We start from the raw sequence: 25,783 nt of genomic DNA, 5'->3' as shown, positions 1-25,783 counted from the left end.
GATAATAAGTTTGCACGCAATTTGACTACGGGTACGTGATATTAGAAGAATTTTTAAAGAAAGAAAAAGCTAGGTCAAAAAAAATATTAAAAAATTTTCAGGATAATCATAAACGATATATAAATTCACTTGCAGAGGGGATCTGGATACCTTTTTTACCAATAGACTCAATTGAATATTTAATCAAAATTGATAATTATAATCAATCCTTTGACGATGAGTGGGAGGAAAAAATGGTATATCATAACTTCAATATTGAAGTTAAAGATACATTATGGATAGCTAGTATTGGTTTATTTTATGAATTAAACAGAAATAAGTTTCTAGAAAATGATGAAATATCATATCAAACGTTAGATGGAGAGACATTATATTCTGGATTTAGATATAATGTTGATTCTGGAAAATACTTAGTATCCATTAAAGGCTATGCACGTAAGAAGAAATTAGATTATCCTAACCCTAATTTTGGTTTTTTGTTTTCTCTAAAAAAAGTAGTTGAATTTGAAGGATATAATGATCCACGGGAAGATGAAAAATATAACTTTAATGTGGCAGATATGGAATAACTTTTATAGATAAGCCTCATCACAGAAGGAATATTTAAGGGTATCGATTTATACAAAAAAGATTATTACTATCTTAAATCATTTATTTTAAAGGGCAATAAATCCATTAAAAAGGATTTTACTGCCCTTTTAATTCACGAGTAGACCAACAAAGCGGAAAAATGAAGATGTATATATTTTAAAAACTTTAGTGAAACAGAAGGTCATTTACATAACCTGAAAATAGTAAAAGGGATAGATGGATTATATGAAAATGCAAATACAGAATCAAAAATTAAATATGAAGCGAAGTTTGGTAGTTCCCAATTAGGCAAAACGAAAGATGGACCACAAATGTCAAACGATTGGTTGACAGGTTCAGAAACTGGGAAAAGTAGAATTTTAAAAGCTGTTGAGGGGGATAAACGATTAGCTACTAAGATTACTAATGCTTTGGAGGATGGTAAAGTCGAAAGAGTATTATCAAAAGTAGATAGTAGTGGAAATGTTAAAACATATAGGATAGACGCAAATGGTAACATTATGGGGGAATGGCCGTAATTTAGGAAGACTGGGGGAACAACTGGAATGAGAGATCATTTAAGTATAGAAGATAGATTAAGAGAAGGAATAGAATTTAATAAAGAGTTTATTGAAGATAATAGAGAGGATATAAAAAAATTAGAAGAAGATGAGAAAGAAGGTATCCAAAGCAACCCTAATGACAATAAAAGTATTATTGAATCAAGATATTTAAGGAACTTTATATATGAGTCCGAGAATATTATTGCAAAGTACTCATTAGGAGAAGAAATAAGTGCACTAGAAGAAAATTTCTATCATGCAATTTATGATTTAGAGCATACTGGTACAAGAAAAGTAGGATATATATATTTACTTTGGATGGTTTCATTAGGAATATTGTTAGAAACAAAAAAAGAAAATTTAGAAAGATTAGGTCAAATAATTGAGAGTAAAAATCTTAGTGATTCACTAATTGACTATTTATTATGTGCTAGTAATATTGGTTACTCACGAATTACTAATGGTTATTTTAAAGAAAATCCATATTCAAAAACAAGGGAAATTATAGAACTTGCGCAAACCGATAAGAAAGAAGCATCTAAAAGATTACAAACGTATATGGAGAAAGAATGGTTTAAAGGTCATTATGATTACGATTGGAAGAATGCACACAAGGAGCCTGGATATGTAGGGTTTTGGAGCTTTGAAACAGCAGCGCTAGCGAAGATACTAGAACTTGATGATACAAGCCTAATAAATAATAATCACTATCCATATGACTTGGCACATTACAAGAATGAAATGAAATTCAAGCAGATTTCCCTCAGTGACTACGACCATGAACAAGAGATTGAGGAACTTGAAATAATAGAAGGAATTGAAAATAATCCTTTATTGGAAAAGGTTATTCCACCAATATGGCACTCATTTGTCAATGAATTGATACATGATTATGAGGTTATGGATGATAGTATTTTTTATGAAAAATACAAAAAATCTATAGGGTTAGACCAAATCTGGTTCTTATTACAAGAATATAAAGAAGAAAATAAGCGAAAAAATCTCTTGGGAAGTTTAATTGTTTTTGCAATGGTCGAAAAAGGATATATATTGCAATTAGATTATAAAGAAGATTTGGAAGATTACGATTCAAGTATGAAAAATGAGTGGAACACAAAAACAAAGTTAGTTCAATTTATATTAAATAATGATCAGAATTATTTTGCATGGGTACCAGCGGATGCCAATGTTGAAGCGTTGTATGAAGTATTTATTAAAGATGTCAAATAAACTGTATTTGCAATCACGTTCAAGTAGATAGGATTACGAAAGAAGCTAAGGTCTGAAAACGGAGAATATTTCTGATTTCAGGCCTTTTAATTTGGACTAAAGAGGGAAGATACTTGTTTTATTCAATGATGTAAATAATATATGTAATACGATATATCTACCTACTAGTAGATAATCACCCAACCAGGTCTATTCATTGAGGATATAATAGTTTCCATGCTCAATATAATCGGGACATTCGACAAGAATTAGATATCTTATTAGAAGTTGGAGATAAAAATAAATGGACCTCTCAACAATATCATGATGCTATACAAGAATTAATAAATGACCAAAGGAAAGATTTAAGAAAAGGTAGAACAAAACTACATTGTGAAGGGTGATATAACGAATTATTATAAGTTAGCTAACGTTTACGAACGAGATGTCTTTTTTTCTTACGCTGATAATAATACGTTTGTAAGGTTTGATCTGGAAAAAGGTATTGAGTATCCCTCGAATGAGAAACTTTATTATTCAATAGATAAATTTGATAGTTATTTAGACAAGTATGATATTTTGCCTACGATAGGAGGAGAATTAGTAAGTTTAAAACTAAAAAAGTTGATAGAGAGACTAGGTACAGATTGTCAGTTCATTCCTGCAGTAATAACATCAACAAATACTGGTGAAATCAATGAATCCTTTTTTGTCATGAATGTATTAAATTTGGTTCCTTGTTTAGATATGGAGAAATCGGAACACAGACCATTGATAAAATCCTTACCAGATGGGCCAATTAAACTATTGTCTATAAAGTATGTACCCAATTCTCTGATTGGGCATCATATTGTACGAATGAAAGAATATGCAGGAACTATTATTGTTGATGATGTATTTATAAAAGCATGTAAAGTGCAGAAGATTAAAGGAATAATGTTTGTCAAAGAAGGAAGTACACAAAGACCGGATTTTGTCGATATTTAGAAATTAACCTAATGTCAAAACCTAATAATAAAACAAGATTTTAAATTAAGAGTTTGAATAAAGTAATACCCCAAAGAACTAAAATAAACAGATTTAAAGTTATTAAAGTTTCAAAACATATGTAAAGAAATTGTATTAAGCTCTTTCTATACATATGTTTTTTGTAGAAAAGAATTGCTTTCTTAATGGGGGTATTTCATCTGACACAATTAGTCTTATAGCCATTGGTATGGGAGGATTAAGAGATGAAGCATTTAATGGTATTATGATGCCTGGTAACCCGGGACACATTAAAAGGAAGCTCTTTTAGTATGATTCATAATACTCAACACCCTATGTATAGTGATTATGTCTTGAGTAGGGTGACGGATATTGCCGATCAATACTCTCTGGGATTAATAAATGAAAAAGAGGCTAGGACTGATATTCGAAAATTGCAAATAGAATTGAAAAACAAAATACAGAAGGGGCACTTTGGTACTGTGCAATCTAAGAAATATCCTAAGTGTCAAAGATTAGGGTGATAGTATGAGTTATTATATGATAGTTAAGGATAATGTAAAGTCGCCTATTTTTTTGAAGGGCGTTATTCACGAATCATTTGATGAAACAAAATACAATGAGGGGATGGGATATGAATGGAATAAAATCTTTTTTCAAAAACAAGAAATGCCAAAAGATTTATGGTTAATTACTAATAATAAAATTGAATTTGACTATTATGAGGGTTTTAATGGTCATATTATCAGTAGTGATTTTTTTACTTTGATGAATCAAGTAAATACTTTACAAAAGTATGTTACATCAAATCTACAAGTTGTTAGTTCAAAGGGAAAATCTAAAGTAAAGATACCCTATTATTTTATTAAGTACTATAATAGAGAAGATTTCGTTGATTACGAGAAGTCAGAGTTTACAAAAAGAAGTGTGCCAGAAAATAGGGTATTTGACATAAATGTTATGGTTGAAAAATATCAAAGAATTGTTCTACAAGAAAATGATAGAGACGTGTTTTGTTTGAATGACTTAAAATTAGCAAGATATCTATTTTGTTCAGAAAGGTTTAAGCTACTTTGTGAAGAAAAACAAATGAAAGGAATTCAATTTTTAGAATTAGAAGATGTTCCTCAATATTTTTCTTCATATGATCGATAATTTATATGTTCCTGATTTTTGTAAGTAAATAATTTTTCATTTAAAACGATTCAACACATGTTAAGAGGACAAATCCTTTCAACATGTGTTTTCTTTAGTAATGAAACTTCTTCTTCTTAAATATTTTTATTCTTTAGTGAGTCAAGAAGGACAAGAGTACAAAAAATCTAAGGCACCGCTCTAGGTAGGCGGATAGAGAAGAGTTCGGAAGGTAGAGCTACTCATTTTGTGTGGGATGGCAATACGATTTTGAGTATTTGTCACAGGATAATTCAGTGGAGAATGCCTCACAGACAGATGACTTAGATAATCTCGTTACATGGGTATTCAATGATGGCTTTGTCCCTTCAGCTAAGATAACGAGTGAAGGCAACTCCAGCATTATTAGTGATTATCTAGGAACACCTGTCGAAGCCTATGATGAACAAGGTCATAAGGTTTGGTCGGCTGAGCTTGATGTATATGGACGAGTGAACGAGTTCATGGGTGAGAAAGATTTCATTCCGTTTAGGTATCAAGGGCAGTATGAAGATATTGAAATAGGCTTGTATTATAACCGATTCCGATACTATGACCCAGAGCAAGGGAATTATACGCAGGTTGACCCGATTGGGCTTAACGGAGGATTAGTACTATATGGGTATGTACACAATCCAAATACTTGGGTAGATGTATTTGGTCTACGTGGTAAAGATAGTTATCCATCATGGATGAAGAAGAAATCTGGATTTGAAAGACATCATATCATACCGTATCATTTATGGAGTACACATCCACTATTACTAAAATCAGGGCTAAACGTTAATGCAGCATTAAATATGATGATGTTACCAAGATTTCCATCAAAACATCCAAGTAAAGTAACACATAGTTTCTTTAAACTTGGTACAGAACATCATAATATTTACAATCGTGATATGAATGATCTTTTGGATGAAAAATACGAGGTTGCTAAAAAAGAAAAATGGAGTACAGAAAGAATGCAAAAGGAGATTCGTGATTTACAACATGGGACTCGCAACAAGTTAAATGATAGAAATAAATATATAGGATGTAAATAAAAGTGATATATGTAAAATAAGGTATTCAAAAAATAATAATATTATATTTGAAAGAGGGTATATCAATGGGGTTTCCATTTATTAAAAAATATATTAATAACAATCCTAATCTTCAGTTTGTCCCGATAAATAGTAATGAAGTTGAACAAGTGGAAAAAGAACTAGGTATAGATTTTCCGAAAGAACTAAAGTTATTTTTGATGGAGATCGGTTACGGTTCTTTTGTTGGGGAAGATGAACTAGATGAAAATTGTGTGTTAAGCCCTGCATTTATTAGAGATTTTCGATTAAGACATGGGATTTTTGATGGTTATCCAAACTACGATGAAGAAAATAAATTAATCTTTTTTATTGGATGGGAGTCTGTTCCTTTTTCAATAGAATTAACTGATGGAGAACAAAGCCCTGTTTATGAAAGCCAACAGAAAATTGCAAGCTCCCTTGAAGAATTTTTATCCAAAATAACCGAAGATCCTGAATACTTCCAACAGGATTAAATACCAAAGGGTAGATGAGAAAGACATTAAGTTAAGGAGTAAGTGGATAATTAATTGTTAGAAATGAGAGATGCAACGTTTATCATAACATTCATTTGTTATCCATATTATTAAGGCTTGAAGACATATTTGAAGAAAGGTCTTAGTTCTTTCTTTACATATGTTTTTTATTTGATTGAATTTTTTGATGCCGTGTCACTCGTAAGAATTGGGCAATGTCTTACAAATTACCGCCTCTAGCTCCGAGCAAGCCCAGTGGACAGCCTCGATGCAATACAATGAACTATGTCAAGAGATTGAACGAATCCTACAAGGAGATGTTATTAGCAAATGGCAATATGATATCACAGGTAGACCAACACACCATCTCGTAAGGAGCCAAAATCCCAAAATCGCGATACACGAAGACTCTGCTATCATTGGGACGTCAATCACCAGATTTTATTAATCATGGGTTTTGCTAAGAAACAAGATTATTTAAAATGTCCTTAAAAACTAATAAAATGGAAGGGTTGATTTTAATTGTTTGCTCAATGTATTCCTATTGATAATAATGTGAGAGGTAGAATAGGTGGTAATCCTCCAAAATTGATTGAAGAACATATACCTGATGATTACAGGTTTTATGCAACTCTAGTTCATCCAGAAAAGGAGGATGTTATGCTTTCTATTATTATCCATAAAGATTTTGATACTTTATTGGAAAATAATATTTATCCTTCAATAGAAGTAAGGGTTATAGAGCATAAATACTCCGAAATTGGAAGCAATACTGATAAAAGTATTTTAGATTTAGGGATGAACTCAATCAGCGATTATTCGGAAAACCAAGGGAATAATTTTTTGTTTATTAAAGTTTTTGGTGAACCACGTCTTATTCAACCTAAAAGTTATTATTTTGAAGAGTTAGGAAATAGAAATTATTCCTTTTTTCTGCAAATAGAAGAGGAAGGCTATATTGATAATATGGATTATGTGTTTATGTACGGTGCATTATATTTATATAAGCATAATGAAACAGGAGAGGTCATTGCTGGTTTCTGGCAATGCTCTTAAACAACCTATCTAAAATGAAAACGAAGACAATTAACAACCTACTTTGACAAAAAAAATTTAAAATTTTAATATAGGAGGTTGTTACAAATGAAGAAAAAAATAAATTTTATTATGGCTTTCTTTTTAATAGCAATGGTCTCATTATATTTTTTTAATGAATACAAAACAAAAAATCTTGTACAAGATTTTTTCGATACAGATTCTTTAGCAGAAGAAACCCATGATATTAGTATCATAGATACTGAGCGTAACGTTAAAACTATCAAAAAAGATAGTACTGTATTTACAAATTTCATAAATTCACTTGAACAACTAGAAATAAAACGAACTAGCTCTAATTTTACTTACACAGGGTTCTCTCTGATTATTTATCACAACAACAATTTGCATGTTATTTATCTCAGTGAAAACGGACTATTAACTTTTAATCACAAAAATTATGAAATACAAAATAAACAGGCATTTGACAAATTCTTTGAAATAGTGAAAAGCACCCAATAAAGGGTGTTTTTTTTACAAAGGAATAGAACCACCACTGGATGTAATAATTTTTTTAGGAATAATATTCCCTTGAATAATAGTGAAGTCTGTGTTTCCTGTCGCAAGGTTTTTAAATGCCAAATAGTTAACACTAAATTCAATAGAAACAAAAGTTTTATTATCAATGAAAATTCGTAATAGTTTAGTTATTTGATCATAGCCTTCTTCTGCTACTCGTAAGACTTCATTTTTCCCACTCATTCGCACTTGTTAATGCAGATGAAGGGATGGAATAGCTGTATAAGCTGATTTATTAAAAACTTTTTCTAAAGCAGCAGTTGCAAGTCCACCTAGGAATGTTGTTGTTGCTGCCAATGAAACCTTACCGTTCCAATAATTGATGAATGCCTCTTGAGCTCGATGCATATCAGTAACATTTGCTCGAGAAATAGAAGTAGTTACATTGTACTCATAACGTGAATATTTAGCTGTTGCCATAATTAACTTCCTCCATTTTAATAATTGGTTTTGTTTTGTTAGCACTAACACTCTATAAAGGGAAATTTTTATTAGATTTACAACTTCTTTTTAAAAAAAATTTATGTATAAGCTCATCCATTTTGACTTTATATAACAATAGAATTTATTTATTAGTAACGAGAACAAACTCTTGATAAGAATTTTAAATGTATTAACTTTAGAAAATAACTGAAATGAAGTACTAGAATTTCCTTTAGCAATTGCTGATAAATAAGTGTTAGATTTAAAGTAGGTTCTTTCTGCCAGGATGCAATCCAAATAAAGAAATAGCATTAAAGTGAGGGGGAAATAATGGATATTTGTAATAATAAAGAAATCGAATTGAAGAGATCAGAGCTATCGAAACACTTTACAGGTTATTCAAATGATATTTATCAACATTATATTAAGTTAAAGAGCACGATTACTAATTGGTCGTATTCTTTAGGTGTTACTGAAGATTTAATGCCATTTGAGGAATTAATCCCTTCAGTTATTTCTACGAAAAAAGGGAAGCCTCTCCCAAAACCTAGTAGGGTTAACTTTGAGTCGAAAAATTTAGTTACCTATGGCATGGATCTTGAAGGTAATGTTCTTTTAGAGAGTAGAAAATATAATAAAGATATTACGAAATTTGGAGAAAACATTAGATATGTAGATTTTATAAACGGCGAAAAAGTAATTGTTAATGCGCATATTTATGAGTCTAATCCTTCTAGCTCTAGATTAACTTCTCTTTGCCATGTTTATGAGAAAAAAGGGTTTGTGTACTATGTTTCTATTACACCACCCCATAACTGGTATGTTAGAGTGGATTACATGCAAGATAATAAAATCGAAAAAATATCAACATACGCTACAAGTTGGTATAAACAAATGGATTACAGCCTTTATTATGATGACAGCTCCATGTTATCAAAAATAATGATTGATGAGCATTTACATTGGGAAAATCGAAAATAAGTCCTAATAGTTTGCGAGACTAACTACGGTTCCACTTGGAGGAAATAAATGATTTTAAATTTTAAGTCGACACCTTTAATCACTAGAACAGGAAGAAACATTGAGGCATATGAAATCCATAGTCATTTTCAAACTATCATACCTTCAAGAATGATTGAGTTTTGGAAATCGTATAGTGAAGTTTCATTTGAAAACGGAGTAAATATTTATGGCCTTGATATCGCAACTGAAAGAAATAGGTTGTATGAAGTAAGTACTTATGCTCCAGAATATATTTTAATAGGGGATGATGGAGGGGGGCAAGGATTGTTTATAAAGAAAAATGGCGACCTAAACGTTTACTATCAAGATTTGGGGGCTTTGTCATTGCCCTTTTATTCTTTAAATATTGATTTTTTTAGTTGGCTAGAAAATGATCCTGTAATAGATGAAGATAATTGGATTTCAGACGAACTTGATTTGATAGATGAGGTAAAAATTTATGTAGTCAGAAAACCAATTGAAGCAAATAAATTTATGATGGAAATAAGAAAACTTTTTAATTTGAAACTTTCGATTCGCGATATGAGAGAAAAATTGAATAGTTTACCTTATTTGATGATCCAAGATATCACACTTATGAAGTATGGCCAAACTATTGAGGTAATAAATCAAAAATACAATTGTTTAGAGGTTCACAATTCAAAGAATGTTATTTTAATTAGTCCAGAAATAAATTAGCAAGTAAAGATTTAGTTAATATCGAGCAATGTATAAAGTGAAATGATATTAATTTTATGGTAAAATTAGGATAAATATTTGAGGCATATGTAAAGAAAACGCTAAATAACGCTTTCATTACATATGTTTTTATTTATCAAAAAAGGTGTGTTGTTATTGGGCATGGAAGTGTTAAAGCGTGTAATGTTCATAGACCGCGTCAAATTGAGGCAGCTAATCAAAAAAACGAGAGGATAGAATTATTTATGAAACAACTAGAAAATTCACTATTAAAATTCATACAGGCAATGGATGAATATCCGAAAGAAGAAGCTCCTGTTAAAAAAATTGATAGAGTGCGTTATAGGCCAAAATCAGCAGAACTTTTTGTAGATGAAAAAATCTATCTATCTCCAGAATTAATATTCTTTTATCAACATTGTGAAATAATTTGTAAAATCCGTCTTGATGGCTATCAATTAAATTGTACGGATATTGATTTAGGGAATAGCCCCCTTTATTTGTATCCAGCAGATAAATTGGTTCGAAGGCAAGAAGGATTTCGATGGATTGGAAACGAAAAAAGAGAAAATCCAAATTGGGATCCCAATTGGCTTGTAGTTGCTGATAAGGATGATGATCCAATTGTAGTTGTCACAAATCAAGAAAATTCACCAGTTTTTGCAAGTTATGAAACAAGTCCTTTATTTCCAATTGCGGATTCTTTTTCGGCCTTTCTAGATGCTCTTTCAGTGACATTAGAAATAATACATAAAAAATTCAAAGGAGAAATAATGGATGAAGAAACTTTCGATATCTACGATGATTTTATTGATATGTTAAAGTCATCTTTAAGTAGTATTTTGAAAAAAGAGGAATACGCTGATAATTTTATTGATTACTTATATGGTTAATAAATTATAAATAAATTGTCTAATCCGTTTTGATAGAAGAAACTAACCAAAATTAATGCACATGTAAGAAGGTTTTTTTAATGTGCTTATTATTTATAGTCATTCAGTTAAGTGATGTACTCGGTTCCTAATTTTAAAAGTGTCCGATTTTTAATGCCAAAACACATGTAGTGATTTCATTACATGTGTTTTTTTATTAAAAATAAAAACTGCATGTGGTAAAACTTTTTACATGAGAAACAAAAGGAAATTTATACAAAAATCATGTTTATAAGGAGGGCAGCAGGTTACTTAAGTATTATTTTTTCTAAATTATGTTGAATAATAGGAGGGAAAATAATATGGTTAAAAGAAATAATGGTAATAAGTGTAATTTTGTGTATTTGGTTTAGTAATTACAACATACATGTCTGTCCAGATACAACATCCTGCTTGAGGATTATTAGAAACAAAAACTAATGGGATATATAGGCTCATCGAAGTATTCCCTAAATCAAAAATTGGATTCGAAAAAGTAAAAATAAAAAATACATACGCGTTCCAAAAAGTGTAGTGAGGTTGGTTTTTTATGTATGAAGAAATAGAAAAAATTATAGATTGCTTAAAAGAAGGTTTAAAAGAAGATCTTACAAGTATTGTTTTTGGAAAATTAAATTATGGTATCGGAGAAATGAGTGAAATTAATACCTTGAAATTAGGGGAATATTATAATTTATTACGTTTAACTAACGGTGCACGGTGTGGCGATATTGATTTGTGGAGTTACAGCGAATTAGAAAAAAATCAATTTGTTCTCTCGAATATACAGGATGAAAAAGAATCGTGGTTATCAATTGGCCAGATTCTTTATGAACCATTAATAATCAACAGATTTAATGGAAATGTTTATAAATATATCGTGGATGAAGACTCTATGATTTGTTTTGGAAAATTTAATTTCTTTTTAAAGAACTCTGTTTTGGGATCTGGTTATTGTAACATTATCCCGAATTCTGAAAATGATGATTGGTTTTTGTTTCTGAAAAAGAATGGAATTATTTCTGACCAGGGAAGTAAAGATGAAAATCCAGTAGCGTTTAAGAACAACATTTCTGCAACATATTTGTAATAGGTACATAAAGAAAATTAGTAGGAGTTGTAAGAAATAGTGGTAAAAAAATTAAATTTGATGTTATATGCCCCGGGTATAGTAATATTTGATCCACTAACATTAACAAACTATTTGGAGAAAAATAATATTTTTGAAAACGATTTGCTAAAATTTTTTAGTGAAAATGAAAAAATAGGTCGAGAGGTTATATCAAAAGGTTGCATAATTCCAATATATGAAATTCCTGAACTTGATGAGTATTATCGAATAATAATTAACCCTGGAAAGGAAAATATTTCGATACCTAAAGAAAATATTATTTTTACTTCCATACCTTTTCCACTTCATGTCACAAGCGGAAATGTCATTATATCAGATATCTCTGCGATAATTGATTGGGAAAAAGATTATTACTTAAACTATGAAAATTTAAAAGATGATAGTTTAGACAATTGTGACAGTGTTCATTTGTCAAAAAACAATTATTCAGTAAAAATAACGGGTTATTGTGGAAATAATTTGAAATCAACTATTGAGTTTGGATACATTTTCAATTTTAGGACTAGTCAAAAGCTACCTCACTTTGATTTTACAAAGAGTATCGATGAGTATTATTTTGTCGTTGACCCTGAAAATCGAAGGCCATAATGATACTAGAGCGGATAGGGGGTGTATAAATGTTTTATTGTTGCGCATCTCAGTTAACATAGAAATATTTGGAAGAAGTTGAGATTCTATTAAACTTCCAATTACCTTTTGATGGAACATTACCTTCAATATAATGGTGGAATGCTGGTATACCTAATAATTCATGCTTTTTTGAAGAGAATTCAGGTTTAGAAACTAGGGTCCATGAATGGTATGTTGTAATTAAAAAAGGGGCGAAGAAACCAGAGATGGGTACATTTAAGGAACTATTGAACGATAGATCAAAGGCACTGATTTTTCAAGGTAGAAAATTTACTGAAGGTGATACTAGTTGGATAGGGGGAAATGCCCCCTCTTACTTTGATCACCAAAAAGATTTTCAAAGTATATATGGTTCCAAATATTACTTTTTATTAACATTAGTAAATCCTTTAAATCCAACTATGATGTTTACAATTTTTTATCCTAAAGACTATGATGCATACTTAGAAAATAAATAGTATCCCAATTGTACAATTCTACTAGTTGAACACCCTTTATATAGTGAGAGTAGTGAAGAAGTTTTTACTAATCCAAATATGAAGAAGTATGCAATTGGAAATTATGAAGTAATAAATAATGACACTAGCGATAATAAAATCTTTCTAGTGAAATTTGGGGGAACTCCTTTACATATACAAAATAAAAACTTTTATAGTAAAGAGTTAGAAGCTGATTCGTTTGAGTTTTTATTTCAAATTGATGAACATGGTTATCCAAAAGATGATGATTTTCTCCAAGGAAACTATCCTTTTTCATATGGTGCCTTATACATATATGCACAAATGAATAATGAGGGCATTACAAATCCTGTTGTGGGATATTGGCAGTACTCTTAAAAACATTATAATAACATAAGAAAATGAGTAGTAATAATTATGGCGATAATGAGTAAAGTTCATGTCTGGATGGGAGTAAGCAATGTAGATAACGATACCTTTAATGAATATTTTGAAATAGACTATAGTATTCCAGACATGGATATTGATGATCCAAACTATAAGATTTGTGAATTTTGTAAGGATATTAATGAAAAGTTTTATGATGAGGATTGGATTGGTCTATTGGGAAGATAAATTAACAGATGTAGATGAATTTATTGACGAACTATCAGTAGACGATAAGAAAATGGATAAAATTAGAAACATCTGTTTTCATAAAGGATTAAACAAAGTAAACACAATGTTTTATTATTACGATCCGGAAATAGTGATTACTGATGTTAATAAGCTCTACAACGGTCTTCATTATATCGGGCTATTCTTTCTCCCATTTATTTAGATGGGGTTTTGCACGAAAGCTTTTCTGAAGATAAATATGCAGAAGGAATGAACTATGAATGGAATCGACCATTTTTTGAACAAGTGGAGTTTCCAAAAGATCTTTGCTTAATAACGAGAAGCAAAATTCAATTTGACTATTACGAAAATTTCTTCGGTCATATAATGTCTGGTAAATTTTTATCTTCAATGGAACAAGTGAATGCATTACAGGATTATGTTATAGCTAATTTGGAAGTGGTGAGTACTAAAGGTAAACCAAAAGTAAATGGTTTATTTTCTTTATAAAATGTATTAGACGACAATCATTAGTAGATTATGAAAGCTCTAAGTTTCTTACAAGAAAAGTGCCAAGCAATGCAAAATTAAAAGTTGGTGGAAATTTTGTTGATAAGTATATTAATTTGGTGTTAAAAGACACTGATTGTGATGTATTTCAATTAAATGATTTAAAATTGGGAAGATACTTGTTTTGTTCGCAAAGATTTAAATCATTGTGTGAAGAGGATGGTATTAAAGGTATTCAATTTATAGATTTAGAGTTAGTGCCTAACTATCTACAATCTATAGTGTAAGTAAGGAAAACATTCTATTAACGACATCATTTGTAAGGGGGAGTAATACCCATTGAAAAATAAAAATGAAATATTAATAGAACGAAAAGAAAGTATTATATATCAGTTAGACAGGAACATAGATGTTGGTAATGGATGGATTGGTGGAAATGCGCCAGCTTTTTTTGATGATAAAAGTGACCTACTTAGTAAAAGTGGTAAGGATTATCAATTCTATCTGTGCTTTGTAAATCCTCTAGATAAAAATAACATGATATCTATCTTTATACCAAGTGAATATGAAAATCGTGTTTCAAACAATATTTATCCAAACTGTTCATTGTATATGTTTGAGCATCCGATTTCGAAAGAAAGTTTGGATTCAACTTATACTGAAGTTGGAATAGTTAAACACTATATTTCAGAAGGAATCATGGTTAGTGAAGAACAAGCATTTGAAACACCTTTTTTTATTAAATTTGGAGGTAAACCCTTTCATATCCAAGAGGAGAAGTACTATTACACAGAATTAAAAAAAGATGGATATAGTTTTTTCTGTCAAATTGACGAGGATGGTCCAGGTGGATTATTCCATTCAAGCACAAGCTTACCATTTGGCTTTGGGGCTGTATATTTGTATGCAAACATAATGGAGGATTCTATTAAAAATCCCATAGTAGGATACTGGCAATATTCTTAGGGAAGGTGTTAATAATGGCTGAGAGAAGTTTAAATAGAAAAGAGCTCATAGAATTGGTAACTAAGATAATGAATGCTGAAGGTAAGAATGAAGAGGAAAATAATCAGTTATTAGTAAGGCTTCTTGATAACGTACTGGATCCAGAAGTAGCTAATTACATTTTCTACGATGATTTACTCCCAGAAGAAGTAGTTGATAAAGTATTGAGTTATAAGCCCATTCAATTATAAGGCTATTCATTGAAATGTCAGGATTTTTTTTAGAAGAAAATCCTAAAATGTGATTCGTGCAATTTAAAAGGAAGTGACTTTACTAAATATTCTTATCAAATAGTAGAAAGAGGAAGTTATGGTGGAAAAAATTTTAGATACCGCAAGTTACGGAATATGTTTATTTTTCCTTAGACGTATTAGGAGATTTTTTGAAAAAAGAAAAAGTGAGGTCGAAAAAACTTTTAAAAAATTTTCAGGATAATCATAAACGTTATTTAACTTCCCTAGCAGAAGGGATTTGGATTCCGTCTTACCAATAGATTCTATTGAATACGTAATCAAAGTTGAAAATTTTAATCAGTCGTTTGACAATGAATGGGATGAAAAACTAGTCCATCATAACTTCAATATTGAAATTAAAGATTCTTTATGGATTGTTGATATTGGTTCGTTTTATACATTCGATAATAATAAATATTTAGATCAATATAAAGTATCATATCAAACGTTAGATGGAGAGACATTGTATTCTGGATTTAAATATAAAGTTTCTTCTGGGAAATATTTAGTATCCATAAAGGGCTATGCACGTAAGAAAAGATTAGAATATCCTCATCCGAATTTTGGGTATTTATTTACACTTGTTAAAGTGAATGACTTTGTTGGGTTTAATGATCCACGTGAAGATGAAATATATAACTTTAATGTGGCGAATATGGATTAATTCTTGCAAAAAACCTATTTAAGCATTTTAAAAGCATAGCAGCAAGAATCTTAATAATTGGAGTTTTTTGCGACACATTTCTGTAGAATATTTATTCATGTTTTCAATGTTATGGGCAGGTTAAATTGGCAAAATATTATTCAAGACGTTAGAGATGGGGGTAAATATTTTGAATAATTTTATGATTTTAAATGACAAACTTACGTCACCTACTTTCTTAGATGGGGTAATACATGAACATTTTGATGAAACAAAGTATTACGAAGGAATGGGTTATAATTGGAATCGTCATTTTTTTAACAAAGATGAATTTCCTAAAGAGTTGTGGCTAATAACAACAAGTAAAATTGAATTTGACTATTATGAAAGTTTTTTAGGTCATATTGTTGAAGAACAGTTCTTAAATCTAATGGTTGAGTCGAAATCGCAACAAGAGTACGTCTTAGCAAAACTAAATATAGTTAACACCAAGGGAAATGCAAAAGTAAAGAAAAACAAAAACTATTATTTTATTAAATATTATGATGGTATTTCATTAGTGGATTATGAGAGATCGGAGTTTATTTCTAGAGAAGTAGCTAAAAATAAAATTTTTAAATCGGAAGGTTTCTTTGTTGAAAAATATCAGAAAATAGTTTTCAAAAATACAGATTTTGATGTCTTTCGTTTAAAAGATCTAAGATTAAGTTCATACATATTTTGTTCAGAAAAATTTAAGCAACAATGCATTGCACAAAAATTAAAAGGTTTGAAATTTATTGAATTAAATGACGTGGCAAAACATATTAACTCTCATTAGGCAACAAATATAGAAAAAAGAGAACGGGTGAATAAAATTCCGTTATCTCGAGAGTACATAGACTCAGATAAACTAAAATGTAGGAGTTGATATTATGTCAGTAGAAATTACTTATAAAGATGTTGAAAATGAATCCATTGTGCCACGGCTTGGCGGATATAGCTTCTTGCCTCCAAATATTGATTGGCCATTAAATCCAAATGGAGAGAAATTAATACTTATATTATCTTTGCCAACAAACTTTCTTAATAAAGCACTAAATTTCAACTTACCAAAAGAACACTTTTTATCTGTTTTTACAACCTATAATAAGAATGATTATTTTTTAGATTTAATCACTTTTCACGGAGATAAAGACGAATTAGAAAACATTAAACAGGGATTTACAAAGGTTTTATTACACAAAACTGGTGAAAATCGAAATGAATCAAATTTTTTAATACCTGCACAAGAGTTCATTTACGGTGATAAATTAAAATTGAATTATGAGGAATTTGATGGTAAAAATTTAGATGATATGGAGATTTACTGTGGTTCATTAATAGGCAATAAAGCATCATTGTTACAAAAAGAAGACCTAGGCTTAGACAATTATCAATTTTGCCTACAAATATATGGCGGTGATTTCCCAGAGGAATTTCGAGATATATTTAGCCTAAGTGATTCTACTGGATATTTATTTTTAAATAAAAATTACAATGAGAATGACATAGGTGTTTTTTTTACTCAATGTACTTAAAAAGTTATCCTTTAGTTTGAGGTGGTATATATGATTTACACAAATGGGAATTTTTAAGGAGAAACACTGTGAGATCTCATTAGCAGTAGGAGGGGTAGAATGCAATTACTAGTACATAAAATTCGAAATGAACTATTAAATAAGTGGACAGAGGTAGAAATGAATATATATAGTATGATTACTAAAAAGTTATCAGAGGTTTCTTATTGGAGATATGCTTCTGATGAATATTTTACGCATCTACCATACTTTCATGAGATTAATAAATTTAAAAAGGGTAGAATTTTAAAAGATGTTATTGAAAGTGAAAGATTGAGTAAAAGAATGATTCATTCTTTTGGGTTTAATGAATTAGATGAACTAATTATTATGCAATATCCACAAACCGACAATAATATAAAACTTGGTACAGGAACCAAAATATACACTATAAATGCAGATAAAAGTGTGAATACTTTTATAGCTCGATGGTATCCAGATAATAACTTCCCTACAAAATTGTTATCTATAAACTTATTTAAACCTGTAGATGAGCATAGTTGGATAGAGGTTGGTATTGGTGGAGAAAAAAATTGGTCAGCAATGAACTATATTTATAATGATGTTAACAGAATAGAAAATGTAATTACTTGTAATTCGGATGTTGAAAAGCCATTAAGTTATAATTTTATCTACGATAATGAGGAAGAATTAGAAAAAATCAAGATTGGTGAAGTTGTATGGTGGAAAAGAAAGAAATAATCATTAAAAGTCGAGCATAGTTGAAGATCGTGAGAATGAAAGAATCAAAAGAAGAGATAGTTGTAGATGGAGTTTTCATGGATGCGTGCAAAAAAGAAAAAATTAAAGGTGTCTTGTTAGTTAAAGAAGGAAATGTACGTAGTCCAGAATTTGTTGAACTTAGATAACAATGAGGCTGATGTGTATAAATCTTCATATGGAGCACATTACTTCAGTAAATTGTAGTAAATTTGATTTTTTTTCATACTTAAAAGAGTAGCATCAAACTTTCATAATCAAAATCAAAGGAGGAACCATTGTGAAAAAACTTGATTCTGAATTCAAATATTTATCGGACATGTACGAAGATTCTTATTATCCATCGTTTTTAGTGGATAAAATTAAATCAAACATTATTAAAGTAGTTCATTTTATGGAAGAAGGCAATCATTCAGTTGAGGAGGTTCAGGAAAAGTTAGATGAAATGACTGTAGCAATCAATGAACTACAGGATGAGTTTTATCAAAATGATAGTGAAATTGAAACTGTTGCACGAGATTCTATCGCAATAAACGTAGAAGAAATTTTACAATATTTTGAGGTTGATATAGATATTGAAGAAGCTTTAAGAGAAAGAGATTGGTGAAAAACCTATAAATTAATTCTATTGTTAGAACTAATTTGGCCAACCGATATACTTGTAGGAAATGTAGGGGGTGCTATGTTGGATAAGATTTTAACTGTCTCAAGTTATGGTATTTGTTTATTTTCTTTAGATATATTAAAAGACTTTTTAATAAAAGAAAAAGTCAGGTCAAAAAGGATATTAAAGAATTTTCAAGATAATCATAATCGATATTTAAATGCACTTACTGAGGGTGTTTGGACCCCTTTTGTCCCAATTAATTCTATAAAATATGTTATCAAACTTGGTAACTATAAAGAGTCGTTTGACGATGAATGGGAAGAAAAATTTGTTTATCATGGCTTCAATATTGAAGTAAAGGATTCATTATGGATTGGTAGTATAGGTTTATTTTATGATTTCGACATTAACAAATTTTTAGGGAATGATGACGTTTCATATCAAACGTTAGATGGAATAACCTTATATTCTGGTTTTAAATATGAGGTTCCCACTGGTAAATACTTAGTGTCTATAAAGGGCTATGCACGTAGAAAGAAATTAGATTATCCTAATGCAAATTTTGGTTATTTATTTACTCTTGATAAAGTGAATGATTTTGAAGGTTTTAATGATCCGCGTGAAGATGGAAAATATAACTTTAATGTGGCGAATATGCATGTTTAAGGGTAGCACCTCTATCTCGGGTGTATTTAAACCTTAGCTTTATAGCAACGAGTCATAAAAACTGAGTATTTATCCAGATATAGGGGTGAACCATAGTTTATGAAAGAATTTTTTGATGCGTTTGGAAAAAGATTGGTCAAGGCAGTCAGAAACGACTTTAAAAGATTGTCAAAAAATATTGGGGACGAGAGAATATACGCTGTTTGTTTGGTAACTGACAGTAATGCTATGACAGTATTGTTAGCGATAAATACATATGAAAAGATTGAAACAAAATATCAAAAATACCTTCAGGGAAAGTCAGAGCAGTTAAAAGACGAAATTTTATACAAAACTGTTAAATGGATTCCTGCTGAATGGGCATATGATGATAGTGATCTTGAGCAGAGTGAGATAGAATTAGTTTCTGACTATTTGGCTGAGAAAAGAGAGGCTATTGAAGAAAGTAACTTTATGCAGTTTGAAGAGAAACTTTATGAAACAATGACTGAAACATTACTTACATTACAAGATGAAAGATGGTTTTGTTCCAAGCATGACGACATAACAGTGTTTATTTCTATTTCTGATGATGACAGAGCAGAAATGGTTGAGAATTATTCTGCTGGTTTGTTGAACTCAGAAAATATAAAAAATAAATTTGTGAGTAGATGGAATTGAAGGCGAAATGGAAAAGTTAATTTCCGCTGTTTCGTAAATCTAGAGCTTCAATGATAATTATGACTGAAATTTTTGATAAGGATAAAATAATTTTTTCTTTGAAAGAAGGAATAATCAATGAAATTTTCTTTTATTAAAAATAATACTAACCTTCAGTTTACCCCAATAAATAGTGATGAAGTTGAACAAGTGGAAGAGGACCTAGACATTGCATTTCCAAATGAACTAAAGGTTTTTTTGAAGGAGATTGGTTATGGTTCATTTATAGGTGAAGAAGAACTAGACGAAAATTGTATATTAAGTCCATCTTTGATTAGAGATATTCGTTTAAGACAAGGCTATTTTGAGACTTATCCAAATTACGATGAAAAAAATAAATTAATCTTCTTTATTGGATGGGAATCAGTGCCTTTTTCAATTGAATTAACAGAAGAAGAACAAAGTCCTATTTATAATAACCAAAAACAGGTTGCCAATTCTCTTGAAGAATTTCTATTAAAGATTATTGAAGTTCCCGAATACTACCAGCCGGATTAGTATATAGGTTTCTACATCATTAAATTTTTTTCAAGTAAATAAGAAAACTTAAAGGAAATTAATCCACTTGGTACATTTTAATGTTTTTGAAACTGAAGAGGGGCCCCTACCTAAACAGATTGCATAATATCTTCGTTTAGTAGGGGTCCCTCTAACTAATGCTAAAGAATTTGTTGAAAAGCGAACCTAGTGAATGAAATATCAATATATTACTATTTAGTAATGTTTAATAAGGAGGATTTACACCTTTTTGAAATATTCTATAAAACGAAAGAAATTATAGAAATATGACCGATATAAACAATAGATGTATGAAGGAGGTATAAAATTGAATAAAAAATTATTTATCACAGTAGCAGCTATTCCTGCGGTTCTTATTGTCCCAACAGTTGCGGGAGCGGCGGAATCAGAAGTAACAGTGACAGGTGAAAATATGGTGAATGGAGTTTTAAAAGCTTCTATAGAAAATTTACCAGCCAATACAATTGTTAAAGGTTATCAATGGTATTATGTTGAAAATGCTACGGGCGAAAATGGAACGACTACTGTTACGAATAAACCGATTTCTGGTGCAACTACTTCATCCTTTACCGTTCCAGTAGATGCTGCGGGGAAAACAATTTTTGTAGAAGCTATTACAACGACAGATAATCGATATAAGAGTGCAACACGAACAATTAATACATTACAACTTGCGATTACAAAACCAGAATTTTTAATTGCTTCAAAGTATATTGTGCCTGGGGAAGAAGTAAAAGTTACAGTCGATGTTACTGATAGTGCAGGAGCAAAATTACAAAGTAGTCAAATTACATATAGCTACCAATGGTTTTATAAAGTTGGTGATTCTTTCACAATTATTGATGGAGCAACTAGTGGTACATATACAGTCCCAAAAAATGCTTTAGAAGAAAATATAAAAGATATTATGGTTAGGGTCAAAGCAAAAGTTGGTACAGCTATTGTAGAATCAGATTTTTCAGATGAGATTACAGTATCAAATGAACCAACAAACACAATGATTAATGAAATTAAAACAGTGCTTAAAAATGACCATCAATATAATATCTCAAGTCTAGCTTCATTTAAAGCTGATGTTACGGCGTTAGAGGCTAAGTATCAGGCATTAACAGCACCTGCAAAGGCTAATGTGACAAATTATGATGTTTTGAAGCGAGCACTTGCTGATATAGATCTATTGAGCAAGTTAAATGAGAAAGTAGATAAGGTGAATGAGGTTGATGAAAAGAACCTAACACAATATTTAAAAGAAATTGAAGAGACTTATGATAAGTTGGATTTATTACAACGCAGTTTAGATATCAATGATGCTTTATATAATAGTATTAAAAACATATTGAAAAATCCAACTGATATCGATGAATTTAAAGAAGTTAGAAGATTAAATCAAGAAATCGTAGCGTTATTAGCATATGAAAATTCTCTTGTTAAGTATGTACCAACGAACATTCAATCGTTACAAACAGCAGTTGAAACAATAGAAAAGGATATAGCAAAATTATCTCAAAATTATCGTTCAACTGTTCAAAATCAAACAATTTTAAGTGATGCAAAGCAGGATATAAAAAAGGTTGAGCAATTTATTAAACTTTTCGATAAGTTGTCACCTAATAATACACCTAGCAAGCAAGTGACGACAGCGAAGTCGATACGTACGGCTTATGAAAAGCTAACATATAAACAATTACAATTAGTACCAGCCAATTATGTCACTACATTACTTGAAGCAGAAAACGCAGAAGACAGTCAAATTGATCGATTAAATGCAGAGATTGACACTTACGTCGGTGATGCAGATGACATGTACCCAATAGATCCGTCCGTACATTCTTGGCAAAGTCATGTTACGAATGTAAACCGAATCATTAATGAATATAAAGGGCTAACGAAAACTTCGGCTGCTAAAATTATCGGATATGATCGCATTGTAACGTTGCAAAAGGATTTAAAAACAGCAGAAAAAGTAATAAAAGAAATGGACGCATATAAAAAGCTATCCGAGGTTTCTGGTGTGGCAGAAAACAAGCTTAATTCAAGCTATACTAGTACGTTAAAAGCTTATAATAAGTTAACTAGCTTGCAACAATCACTCGTTTATAGTGCAGATGATTTTTTATTAAATCCACCAAATGTTACGGTTGATGGAAACGGTAAGGTACCTGCTGATAAGGGTGCCGCAGAAGCTTTGAAAGCAAACGTTGCAAAGCTTGCTGACGTTACAAACTTTACATTTGCCCAATATGAATCGGCTGTTAATGCAGCGACCGTGACATATAAAAGCCTATCTTCTCCAGCACGAAAGTATGTAACAAACTATTATTTATTAACAGCTGCTAGCAAAGATCTTTCTGGAGTAAAGTCATTCCATAAAAAAGTTCAAACTGCACGAGAAGAAACAGATGTTACAAAACAAGCTAAAAAAATTCAAACCGTACAAACTGCTTATGCTAAACTACCTGCCAACCAGCAGCATTTAGCGAAACAGCAATACGAAGATTTACTCAACAATCGTTTAGTGGATGGCAATGCACCAGACATAGTGGATTTGAATAAGGCAATTGCTAATATCATCTCTAACGATATATATACAGTTTCAAAAGAAAAAATAATGGAGCTTTCCTCACAATATAATAAGTTAAGCGCTAATGATAAAAAACGTATTACGAATGCTTCGATTTTAACTGCGGCAGTTTCAGATGTAAAAAAAGTAGAGACATTCATAAAGCAGTATGAAAAATCATTTATTAGTAATCCAACAACAGTGATTAAGGCTTTTGCCAAGCTATCTTCAAAACAAATGAGTTTAGTTAGTTCAGAAATCCGACAAGCTATTATTGATAAAGAACAAGGACAACAACAATCGAATGAAATTGCTTTGAAATTAATTGAATCCATTAATTCACTGCTTATTAATGGCGAATATATTGATGATTTAGAAACGAAGGTAAAAGAAATTCGTACAACATATGATGCCCTTGGTACTTCTGAAAAAAATATTGTAAAAAATTATTCGAAGTTAACACAGGCAGAGAGCGACTTGAAAAAAGTTGCAGATGTTCATGCGCTCTATGTACCTGCTACTGAAGGCAATGAGGCGGCTCGTAAAGCATGGCAAAATGCATATGCTAAGCTTTCCAAGAAATTAGAAATCCTTTATAATAAAATGTATACAACTGATAAATAATAAACAATGCCCCGGATAATTTTCTATTATTCGGGGTTTTCATATAGTAGAAAATCTGCGTATTACACTGAAAATATTGCTATCATTTGTCCAAACAATCTAATTTTCGCTATACTATTTACAGTTAAATGGTTTAAGCAGCGAGAATTCCTTAAGAAAAAGTGCAGTTTGTTAATAGAAAGTAGGAAGTTATGATGTATAAAATAGGTGTTGTTGGACCAATTAAATCTGTTGAAAAAATCATCGAAATGGCACAAGAAATAGAACGGGATATGGAGTTTATTCCATATATTTACGGCGTTGCTACTGAAACAAAACACATTGTAGAGACTCATAATCAAGATGTTGATTTTTGGCTATTTTCAGGATACATACCTTATACAATTGCGAATCAGACAAGCATTTCAAAGGATAAGCTTGCGCATATTATCTTTTCTGAGGCGGCCATCTATAAAGGCTTTTTAGAGCAAACTTATAAAATGAAGAAATTTATTGAGCATGTAAGTGTTGATATTATCCCTTCGCCTGCACAAATGGCATCAGAAGGATTAGCTGAAATTGAAAAAAGCGTGAAAAAAATGTATTTAAAAGAATTTGATGTCGCTATTGATCCAAAGGAATTATTTAATTTCCATTATGAGCTATGGCAAGATGGAAAAATTGATTTTGCGATTACATGTTATCCATCGGTGGATGAACAATTGCAAAAAATGGGCGTTCCTTCACATTGGGTTTCACCAACAAAGACTGAAATTTATCATACAGTACAGTTGTTTACTGAAAAAATCAAAACGTCCTATTATAAAGAAACACAAATTGGTGCTGTGATGCTCGAAATAAAAGATTTCGATTCATTGAAGGAACGAATGAAGCAAGGCTATCGTATACAGTATCTAGAATTACGAATGAAGGAAAACTTTCTGCAATTATGTGAACAGATTGACGGCTCTCTAATTGAGGAAGGGAATGGAAGGTATACAATCTTTAGTACAAGGGGAGCAATTGAAGGGCACATACAATTTATTACAGAAAAAATGTATCAATTGTCTATTGAATTGGATGCCAAGGTTACAGCGGGGATTGGTTTTGCACAGACTGTCTTTAATGCGGAATTAAATGCGCATCGAGCTGTACGACAAACGAAAGAAAATGATTCCATCGATATTGTGATGATTCAAGAAGATGGAACTATTATTGAATCCGTTGGGAATACCGAAGAGCTCTCCTATTCCTATCGAGCAGATGATCCTGAAATACTCGAAAAATTAAAAAGGGGTGGTGTCGGCATTAAAACCTATACAAAAATACTGGCACTCGTCCAAAAAATGCGATGGAAGCATTTTACGACAAAGGATTTAGCTACACAGCTTCAAATGAGTGAGCGAAATGCGCAGCGTATCGTTGCTGATTTGTGTAATGTCGGTTTAGCAAAAATGTGCGGTGAGGAATTACAGCATACACGTGGCCGACCAATTAAAATCTATCAGCTTGTCATGCAACAGTCTGCTTATTAAATTTATATTTATTAATGTCCCGAACCAATTAATGGTTTTCGGGGCATTTTTTGTTTTATAGATAGATACTACAAGTAAATCACAATAAAAAATTTTTTGTGATTTTTATTTACTATGAGCATGCTAGAAATGTAGATAAAACAACGGTTTTTTTGTTACGACTATTGCATCTTGTACCCATTTATCCCTCGACTATCTATTAAAAATTTTCAAAAAAATATTGTCAGATCTTAATAATTTGATTATTATACGAATATATAACGAAAATGTCGCTATATAAAGGGGATATATATTTTAATAGATAGGGAGAGGTGGAAAAGTAGTAATGGTTTGCAAAAAAATCGTGGTATGGGAAATATAAAAAATTACACACCTTT

At 30.7% G+C, this 25,783-nt stretch carries 33 protein-coding genes and 1 pseudogene; 32 read left to right on the top strand and 2 right to left on the bottom strand.

Annotated features, from left to right (window positions below):
* Positions 1 to 35 precede the first annotated feature (35 nt).
* From ACIQXW_RS10300 to ACIQXW_RS10260, 9 genes are all read left to right on the top strand, one after another.
* A complete protein-coding gene (locus ACIQXW_RS10300) occupies positions 36 to 569 on the top strand; it encodes a hypothetical protein (RefSeq protein ID WP_402761754.1) in 534 nt (177 codons plus the stop codon).
* A 333-nt stretch (positions 570 to 902) separates the two neighbouring features.
* On the top strand, positions 903 to 1,109 hold the full coding sequence (locus ACIQXW_RS10295; RefSeq protein ID WP_401017563.1) for a hypothetical protein: 207 nt from the start codon (positions 903 to 905) through the stop codon (positions 1,107 to 1,109).
* A gap of 27 nt (positions 1,110 to 1,136) precedes the next feature.
* The gene (locus ACIQXW_RS10290) at positions 1,137 to 2,363 is read left to right on the top strand and encodes a PoNi-like cognate immunity protein (protein WP_402761751.1); all 1,227 of its coding nucleotides are present in this window, start codon (positions 1,137 to 1,139) and stop codon (positions 2,361 to 2,363) included.
* Positions 2,364 to 2,735: 372 nt separating this feature from the next.
* Positions 2,736 to 3,329 (top strand): imm11 family protein, encoded by a 594-nt coding sequence (locus ACIQXW_RS10285; protein WP_402761749.1) that lies wholly within the window; start codon positions 2,736 to 2,738, stop codon positions 3,327 to 3,329.
* A 528-nt stretch (positions 3,330 to 3,857) separates the two neighbouring features.
* Entirely contained in the window at positions 3,858 to 4,484 is a 627-nt protein-coding gene (locus ACIQXW_RS10280; protein ID WP_402761746.1) for an Imm43 family immunity protein, read from the top strand.
* Positions 4,485 to 4,759: 275 nt separating this feature from the next.
* Positions 4,760 to 5,545: an RHS repeat-associated core domain-containing protein gene (locus tag ACIQXW_RS10275; RefSeq protein WP_402761743.1), complete on the top strand. Its 786-nt coding sequence runs from the start codon at positions 4,760 to 4,762 to the stop codon at positions 5,543 to 5,545.
* A 65-nt stretch (positions 5,546 to 5,610) separates the two neighbouring features.
* The gene (locus ACIQXW_RS10270) at positions 5,611 to 6,042 is read left to right on the top strand and encodes an SMI1/KNR4 family protein (protein ID WP_401017585.1); all 432 of its coding nucleotides are present in this window, start codon (positions 5,611 to 5,613) and stop codon (positions 6,040 to 6,042) included.
* Positions 6,043 to 6,564: 522 nt separating this feature from the next.
* Positions 6,565 to 7,098 (top strand): hypothetical protein, encoded by a 534-nt coding sequence (locus ACIQXW_RS10265; protein ID WP_402761740.1) that lies wholly within the window; start codon positions 6,565 to 6,567, stop codon positions 7,096 to 7,098.
* An 87-nt stretch (positions 7,099 to 7,185) separates the two neighbouring features.
* The gene (locus tag ACIQXW_RS10260) at positions 7,186 to 7,599 is read left to right on the top strand and encodes a hypothetical protein (protein ID WP_402761737.1); all 414 of its coding nucleotides are present in this window, start codon (positions 7,186 to 7,188) and stop codon (positions 7,597 to 7,599) included.
* 12 nt (positions 7,600 to 7,611) lie between these two features.
* Here ACIQXW_RS10260 and ACIQXW_RS10255 read toward each other — a convergent pair whose 3' ends face one another.
* Positions 7,612 to 7,839: a hypothetical protein gene (locus ACIQXW_RS10255; protein ID WP_402761734.1), complete on the bottom strand. Its 228-nt coding sequence runs from the start codon at positions 7,837 to 7,839 to the stop codon at positions 7,612 to 7,614.
* Between the two features lie 9 nt (positions 7,840 to 7,848).
* Positions 7,849 to 8,076, bottom strand: coding sequence for a hypothetical protein (locus ACIQXW_RS10250; protein ID WP_402761731.1), 228 nt, complete (start codon positions 8,074 to 8,076; stop codon positions 7,849 to 7,851).
* 333 nt (positions 8,077 to 8,409) lie between these two features.
* On the opposite strand from ACIQXW_RS10250, the gene ACIQXW_RS10245 reads away from it, so the two are divergent.
* The 23 genes and pseudogenes from ACIQXW_RS10245 to ACIQXW_RS10135 all read left to right on the top strand — a co-directional run bounded on the left by ACIQXW_RS10245 (position 8,410) and on the right by ACIQXW_RS10135 (position 25,406).
* The gene (locus ACIQXW_RS10245; RefSeq protein ID WP_402761728.1) at positions 8,410 to 9,060 is read left to right on the top strand and encodes a hypothetical protein; all 651 of its coding nucleotides are present in this window, start codon (positions 8,410 to 8,412) and stop codon (positions 9,058 to 9,060) included.
* Positions 9,061 to 9,108: 48 nt separating this feature from the next.
* Positions 9,109 to 9,780 (top strand): hypothetical protein, encoded by a 672-nt coding sequence (locus ACIQXW_RS10240; RefSeq protein ID WP_402761725.1) that lies wholly within the window; start codon positions 9,109 to 9,111, stop codon positions 9,778 to 9,780.
* A gap of 245 nt (positions 9,781 to 10,025) precedes the next feature.
* Positions 10,026 to 10,673, top strand: a complete 648-nt coding sequence (locus ACIQXW_RS10235; protein ID WP_402761722.1) for a hypothetical protein — start codon at positions 10,026 to 10,028, stop codon at positions 10,671 to 10,673.
* A 568-nt stretch (positions 10,674 to 11,241) separates the two neighbouring features.
* Complete coding sequence (locus ACIQXW_RS10230) at positions 11,242 to 11,781, top strand: hypothetical protein (protein ID WP_402761719.1); 540 nt, start codon at positions 11,242 to 11,244, stop codon at positions 11,779 to 11,781.
* A gap of 39 nt (positions 11,782 to 11,820) precedes the next feature.
* Positions 11,821 to 12,411 carry a hypothetical protein gene (locus ACIQXW_RS10225; protein ID WP_402761716.1) on the top strand — a complete coding sequence of 197 codons (591 nt, stop codon included), beginning with the start codon at positions 11,821 to 11,823 and terminating at the stop codon, positions 12,409 to 12,411.
* A 248-nt stretch (positions 12,412 to 12,659) separates the two neighbouring features.
* Complete coding sequence (locus tag ACIQXW_RS10220) at positions 12,660 to 12,911, top strand: hypothetical protein (RefSeq protein ID WP_402761713.1); 252 nt, start codon at positions 12,660 to 12,662, stop codon at positions 12,909 to 12,911.
* 78 nt (positions 12,912 to 12,989) lie between these two features.
* Complete coding sequence (locus ACIQXW_RS10215) at positions 12,990 to 13,289, top strand: hypothetical protein (RefSeq protein ID WP_402761710.1); 300 nt, start codon at positions 12,990 to 12,992, stop codon at positions 13,287 to 13,289.
* A gap of 39 nt (positions 13,290 to 13,328) precedes the next feature.
* Positions 13,329 to 13,731, top strand: a pseudogene (locus ACIQXW_RS10210) (immunity 22 family protein).
* Positions 13,732 to 13,739: 8 nt separating this feature from the next.
* Positions 13,740 to 14,018 (top strand): Imm43 family immunity protein, encoded by a 279-nt coding sequence (locus tag ACIQXW_RS10205; RefSeq protein WP_402761707.1) that lies wholly within the window; start codon positions 13,740 to 13,742, stop codon positions 14,016 to 14,018.
* Positions 14,006 to 14,305 (top strand): Imm43 family immunity protein, encoded by a 300-nt coding sequence (locus tag ACIQXW_RS10200; RefSeq protein WP_402762502.1) that lies wholly within the window; start codon positions 14,006 to 14,008, stop codon positions 14,303 to 14,305. The genes ACIQXW_RS10205 and ACIQXW_RS10200 overlap by 13 nt, the downstream gene beginning before the upstream one ends.
* Positions 14,306 to 14,357: 52 nt before the next feature.
* Entirely contained in the window at positions 14,358 to 14,984 is a 627-nt protein-coding gene (locus ACIQXW_RS10195) for a hypothetical protein (protein ID WP_402761704.1), read from the top strand.
* 14 nt (positions 14,985 to 14,998) lie between these two features.
* Positions 14,999 to 15,214, top strand: coding sequence for a hypothetical protein (locus tag ACIQXW_RS10190; RefSeq protein ID WP_173479097.1), 216 nt, complete (start codon positions 14,999 to 15,001; stop codon positions 15,212 to 15,214).
* A 280-nt stretch (positions 15,215 to 15,494) separates the two neighbouring features.
* Positions 15,495 to 15,920 (top strand): hypothetical protein, encoded by a 426-nt coding sequence (locus ACIQXW_RS10185; RefSeq protein WP_402761701.1) that lies wholly within the window; start codon positions 15,495 to 15,497, stop codon positions 15,918 to 15,920.
* Between the two features lie 169 nt (positions 15,921 to 16,089).
* Positions 16,090 to 16,719 carry an Imm43 family immunity protein gene (locus ACIQXW_RS10180; RefSeq protein ID WP_402761698.1) on the top strand — a complete coding sequence of 210 codons (630 nt, stop codon included), beginning with the start codon at positions 16,090 to 16,092 and terminating at the stop codon, positions 16,717 to 16,719.
* A gap of 94 nt (positions 16,720 to 16,813) precedes the next feature.
* Positions 16,814 to 17,458, top strand: coding sequence for a DUF1963 domain-containing protein (locus tag ACIQXW_RS10175; protein WP_402761695.1), 645 nt, complete (start codon positions 16,814 to 16,816; stop codon positions 17,456 to 17,458).
* Between the two features lie 99 nt (positions 17,459 to 17,557).
* Complete coding sequence (locus ACIQXW_RS10170; protein WP_402761692.1) at positions 17,558 to 18,199, top strand: hypothetical protein; 642 nt, start codon at positions 17,558 to 17,560, stop codon at positions 18,197 to 18,199.
* A gap of 35 nt (positions 18,200 to 18,234) precedes the next feature.
* Positions 18,235 to 18,366: a hypothetical protein gene (locus tag ACIQXW_RS10165; protein WP_402761690.1), complete on the top strand. Its 132-nt coding sequence runs from the start codon at positions 18,235 to 18,237 to the stop codon at positions 18,364 to 18,366.
* A gap of 131 nt (positions 18,367 to 18,497) precedes the next feature.
* The gene (locus tag ACIQXW_RS10160; protein WP_402761687.1) at positions 18,498 to 18,824 is read left to right on the top strand and encodes a DUF5713 family protein; all 327 of its coding nucleotides are present in this window, start codon (positions 18,498 to 18,500) and stop codon (positions 18,822 to 18,824) included.
* Between the two features lie 78 nt (positions 18,825 to 18,902).
* Positions 18,903 to 19,490, top strand: coding sequence for a hypothetical protein (locus ACIQXW_RS10155; RefSeq protein WP_402761684.1), 588 nt, complete (start codon positions 18,903 to 18,905; stop codon positions 19,488 to 19,490).
* A gap of 99 nt (positions 19,491 to 19,589) precedes the next feature.
* Positions 19,590 to 20,150 carry a DUF4303 domain-containing protein gene (locus tag ACIQXW_RS10150; protein WP_402761681.1) on the top strand — a complete coding sequence of 187 codons (561 nt, stop codon included), beginning with the start codon at positions 19,590 to 19,592 and terminating at the stop codon, positions 20,148 to 20,150.
* A 117-nt stretch (positions 20,151 to 20,267) separates the two neighbouring features.
* Complete coding sequence (locus tag ACIQXW_RS10145) at positions 20,268 to 20,687, top strand: SMI1/KNR4 family protein (RefSeq protein WP_402761679.1); 420 nt, start codon at positions 20,268 to 20,270, stop codon at positions 20,685 to 20,687.
* A 328-nt stretch (positions 20,688 to 21,015) separates the two neighbouring features.
* Complete coding sequence (locus ACIQXW_RS10140; RefSeq protein ID WP_402761676.1) at positions 21,016 to 23,892, top strand: hypothetical protein; 2,877 nt, start codon at positions 21,016 to 21,018, stop codon at positions 23,890 to 23,892.
* A gap of 191 nt (positions 23,893 to 24,083) precedes the next feature.
* The gene (locus ACIQXW_RS10135; RefSeq protein ID WP_402761673.1) at positions 24,084 to 25,406 is read left to right on the top strand and encodes a hypothetical protein; all 1,323 of its coding nucleotides are present in this window, start codon (positions 24,084 to 24,086) and stop codon (positions 25,404 to 25,406) included.
* Positions 25,407 to 25,783 lie beyond the last annotated feature (377 nt).

This window comes from Lysinibacillus sp. NPDC097162, assembly GCF_044762185.1.
Classification (GTDB): Bacteria; Bacillota; Bacilli; order Bacillales_A; family Planococcaceae; genus Lysinibacillus.
The sequence above is the reverse complement of the archived record's forward strand: the minus strand, read 5'-3'. Positions and strand labels throughout refer to the sequence as shown.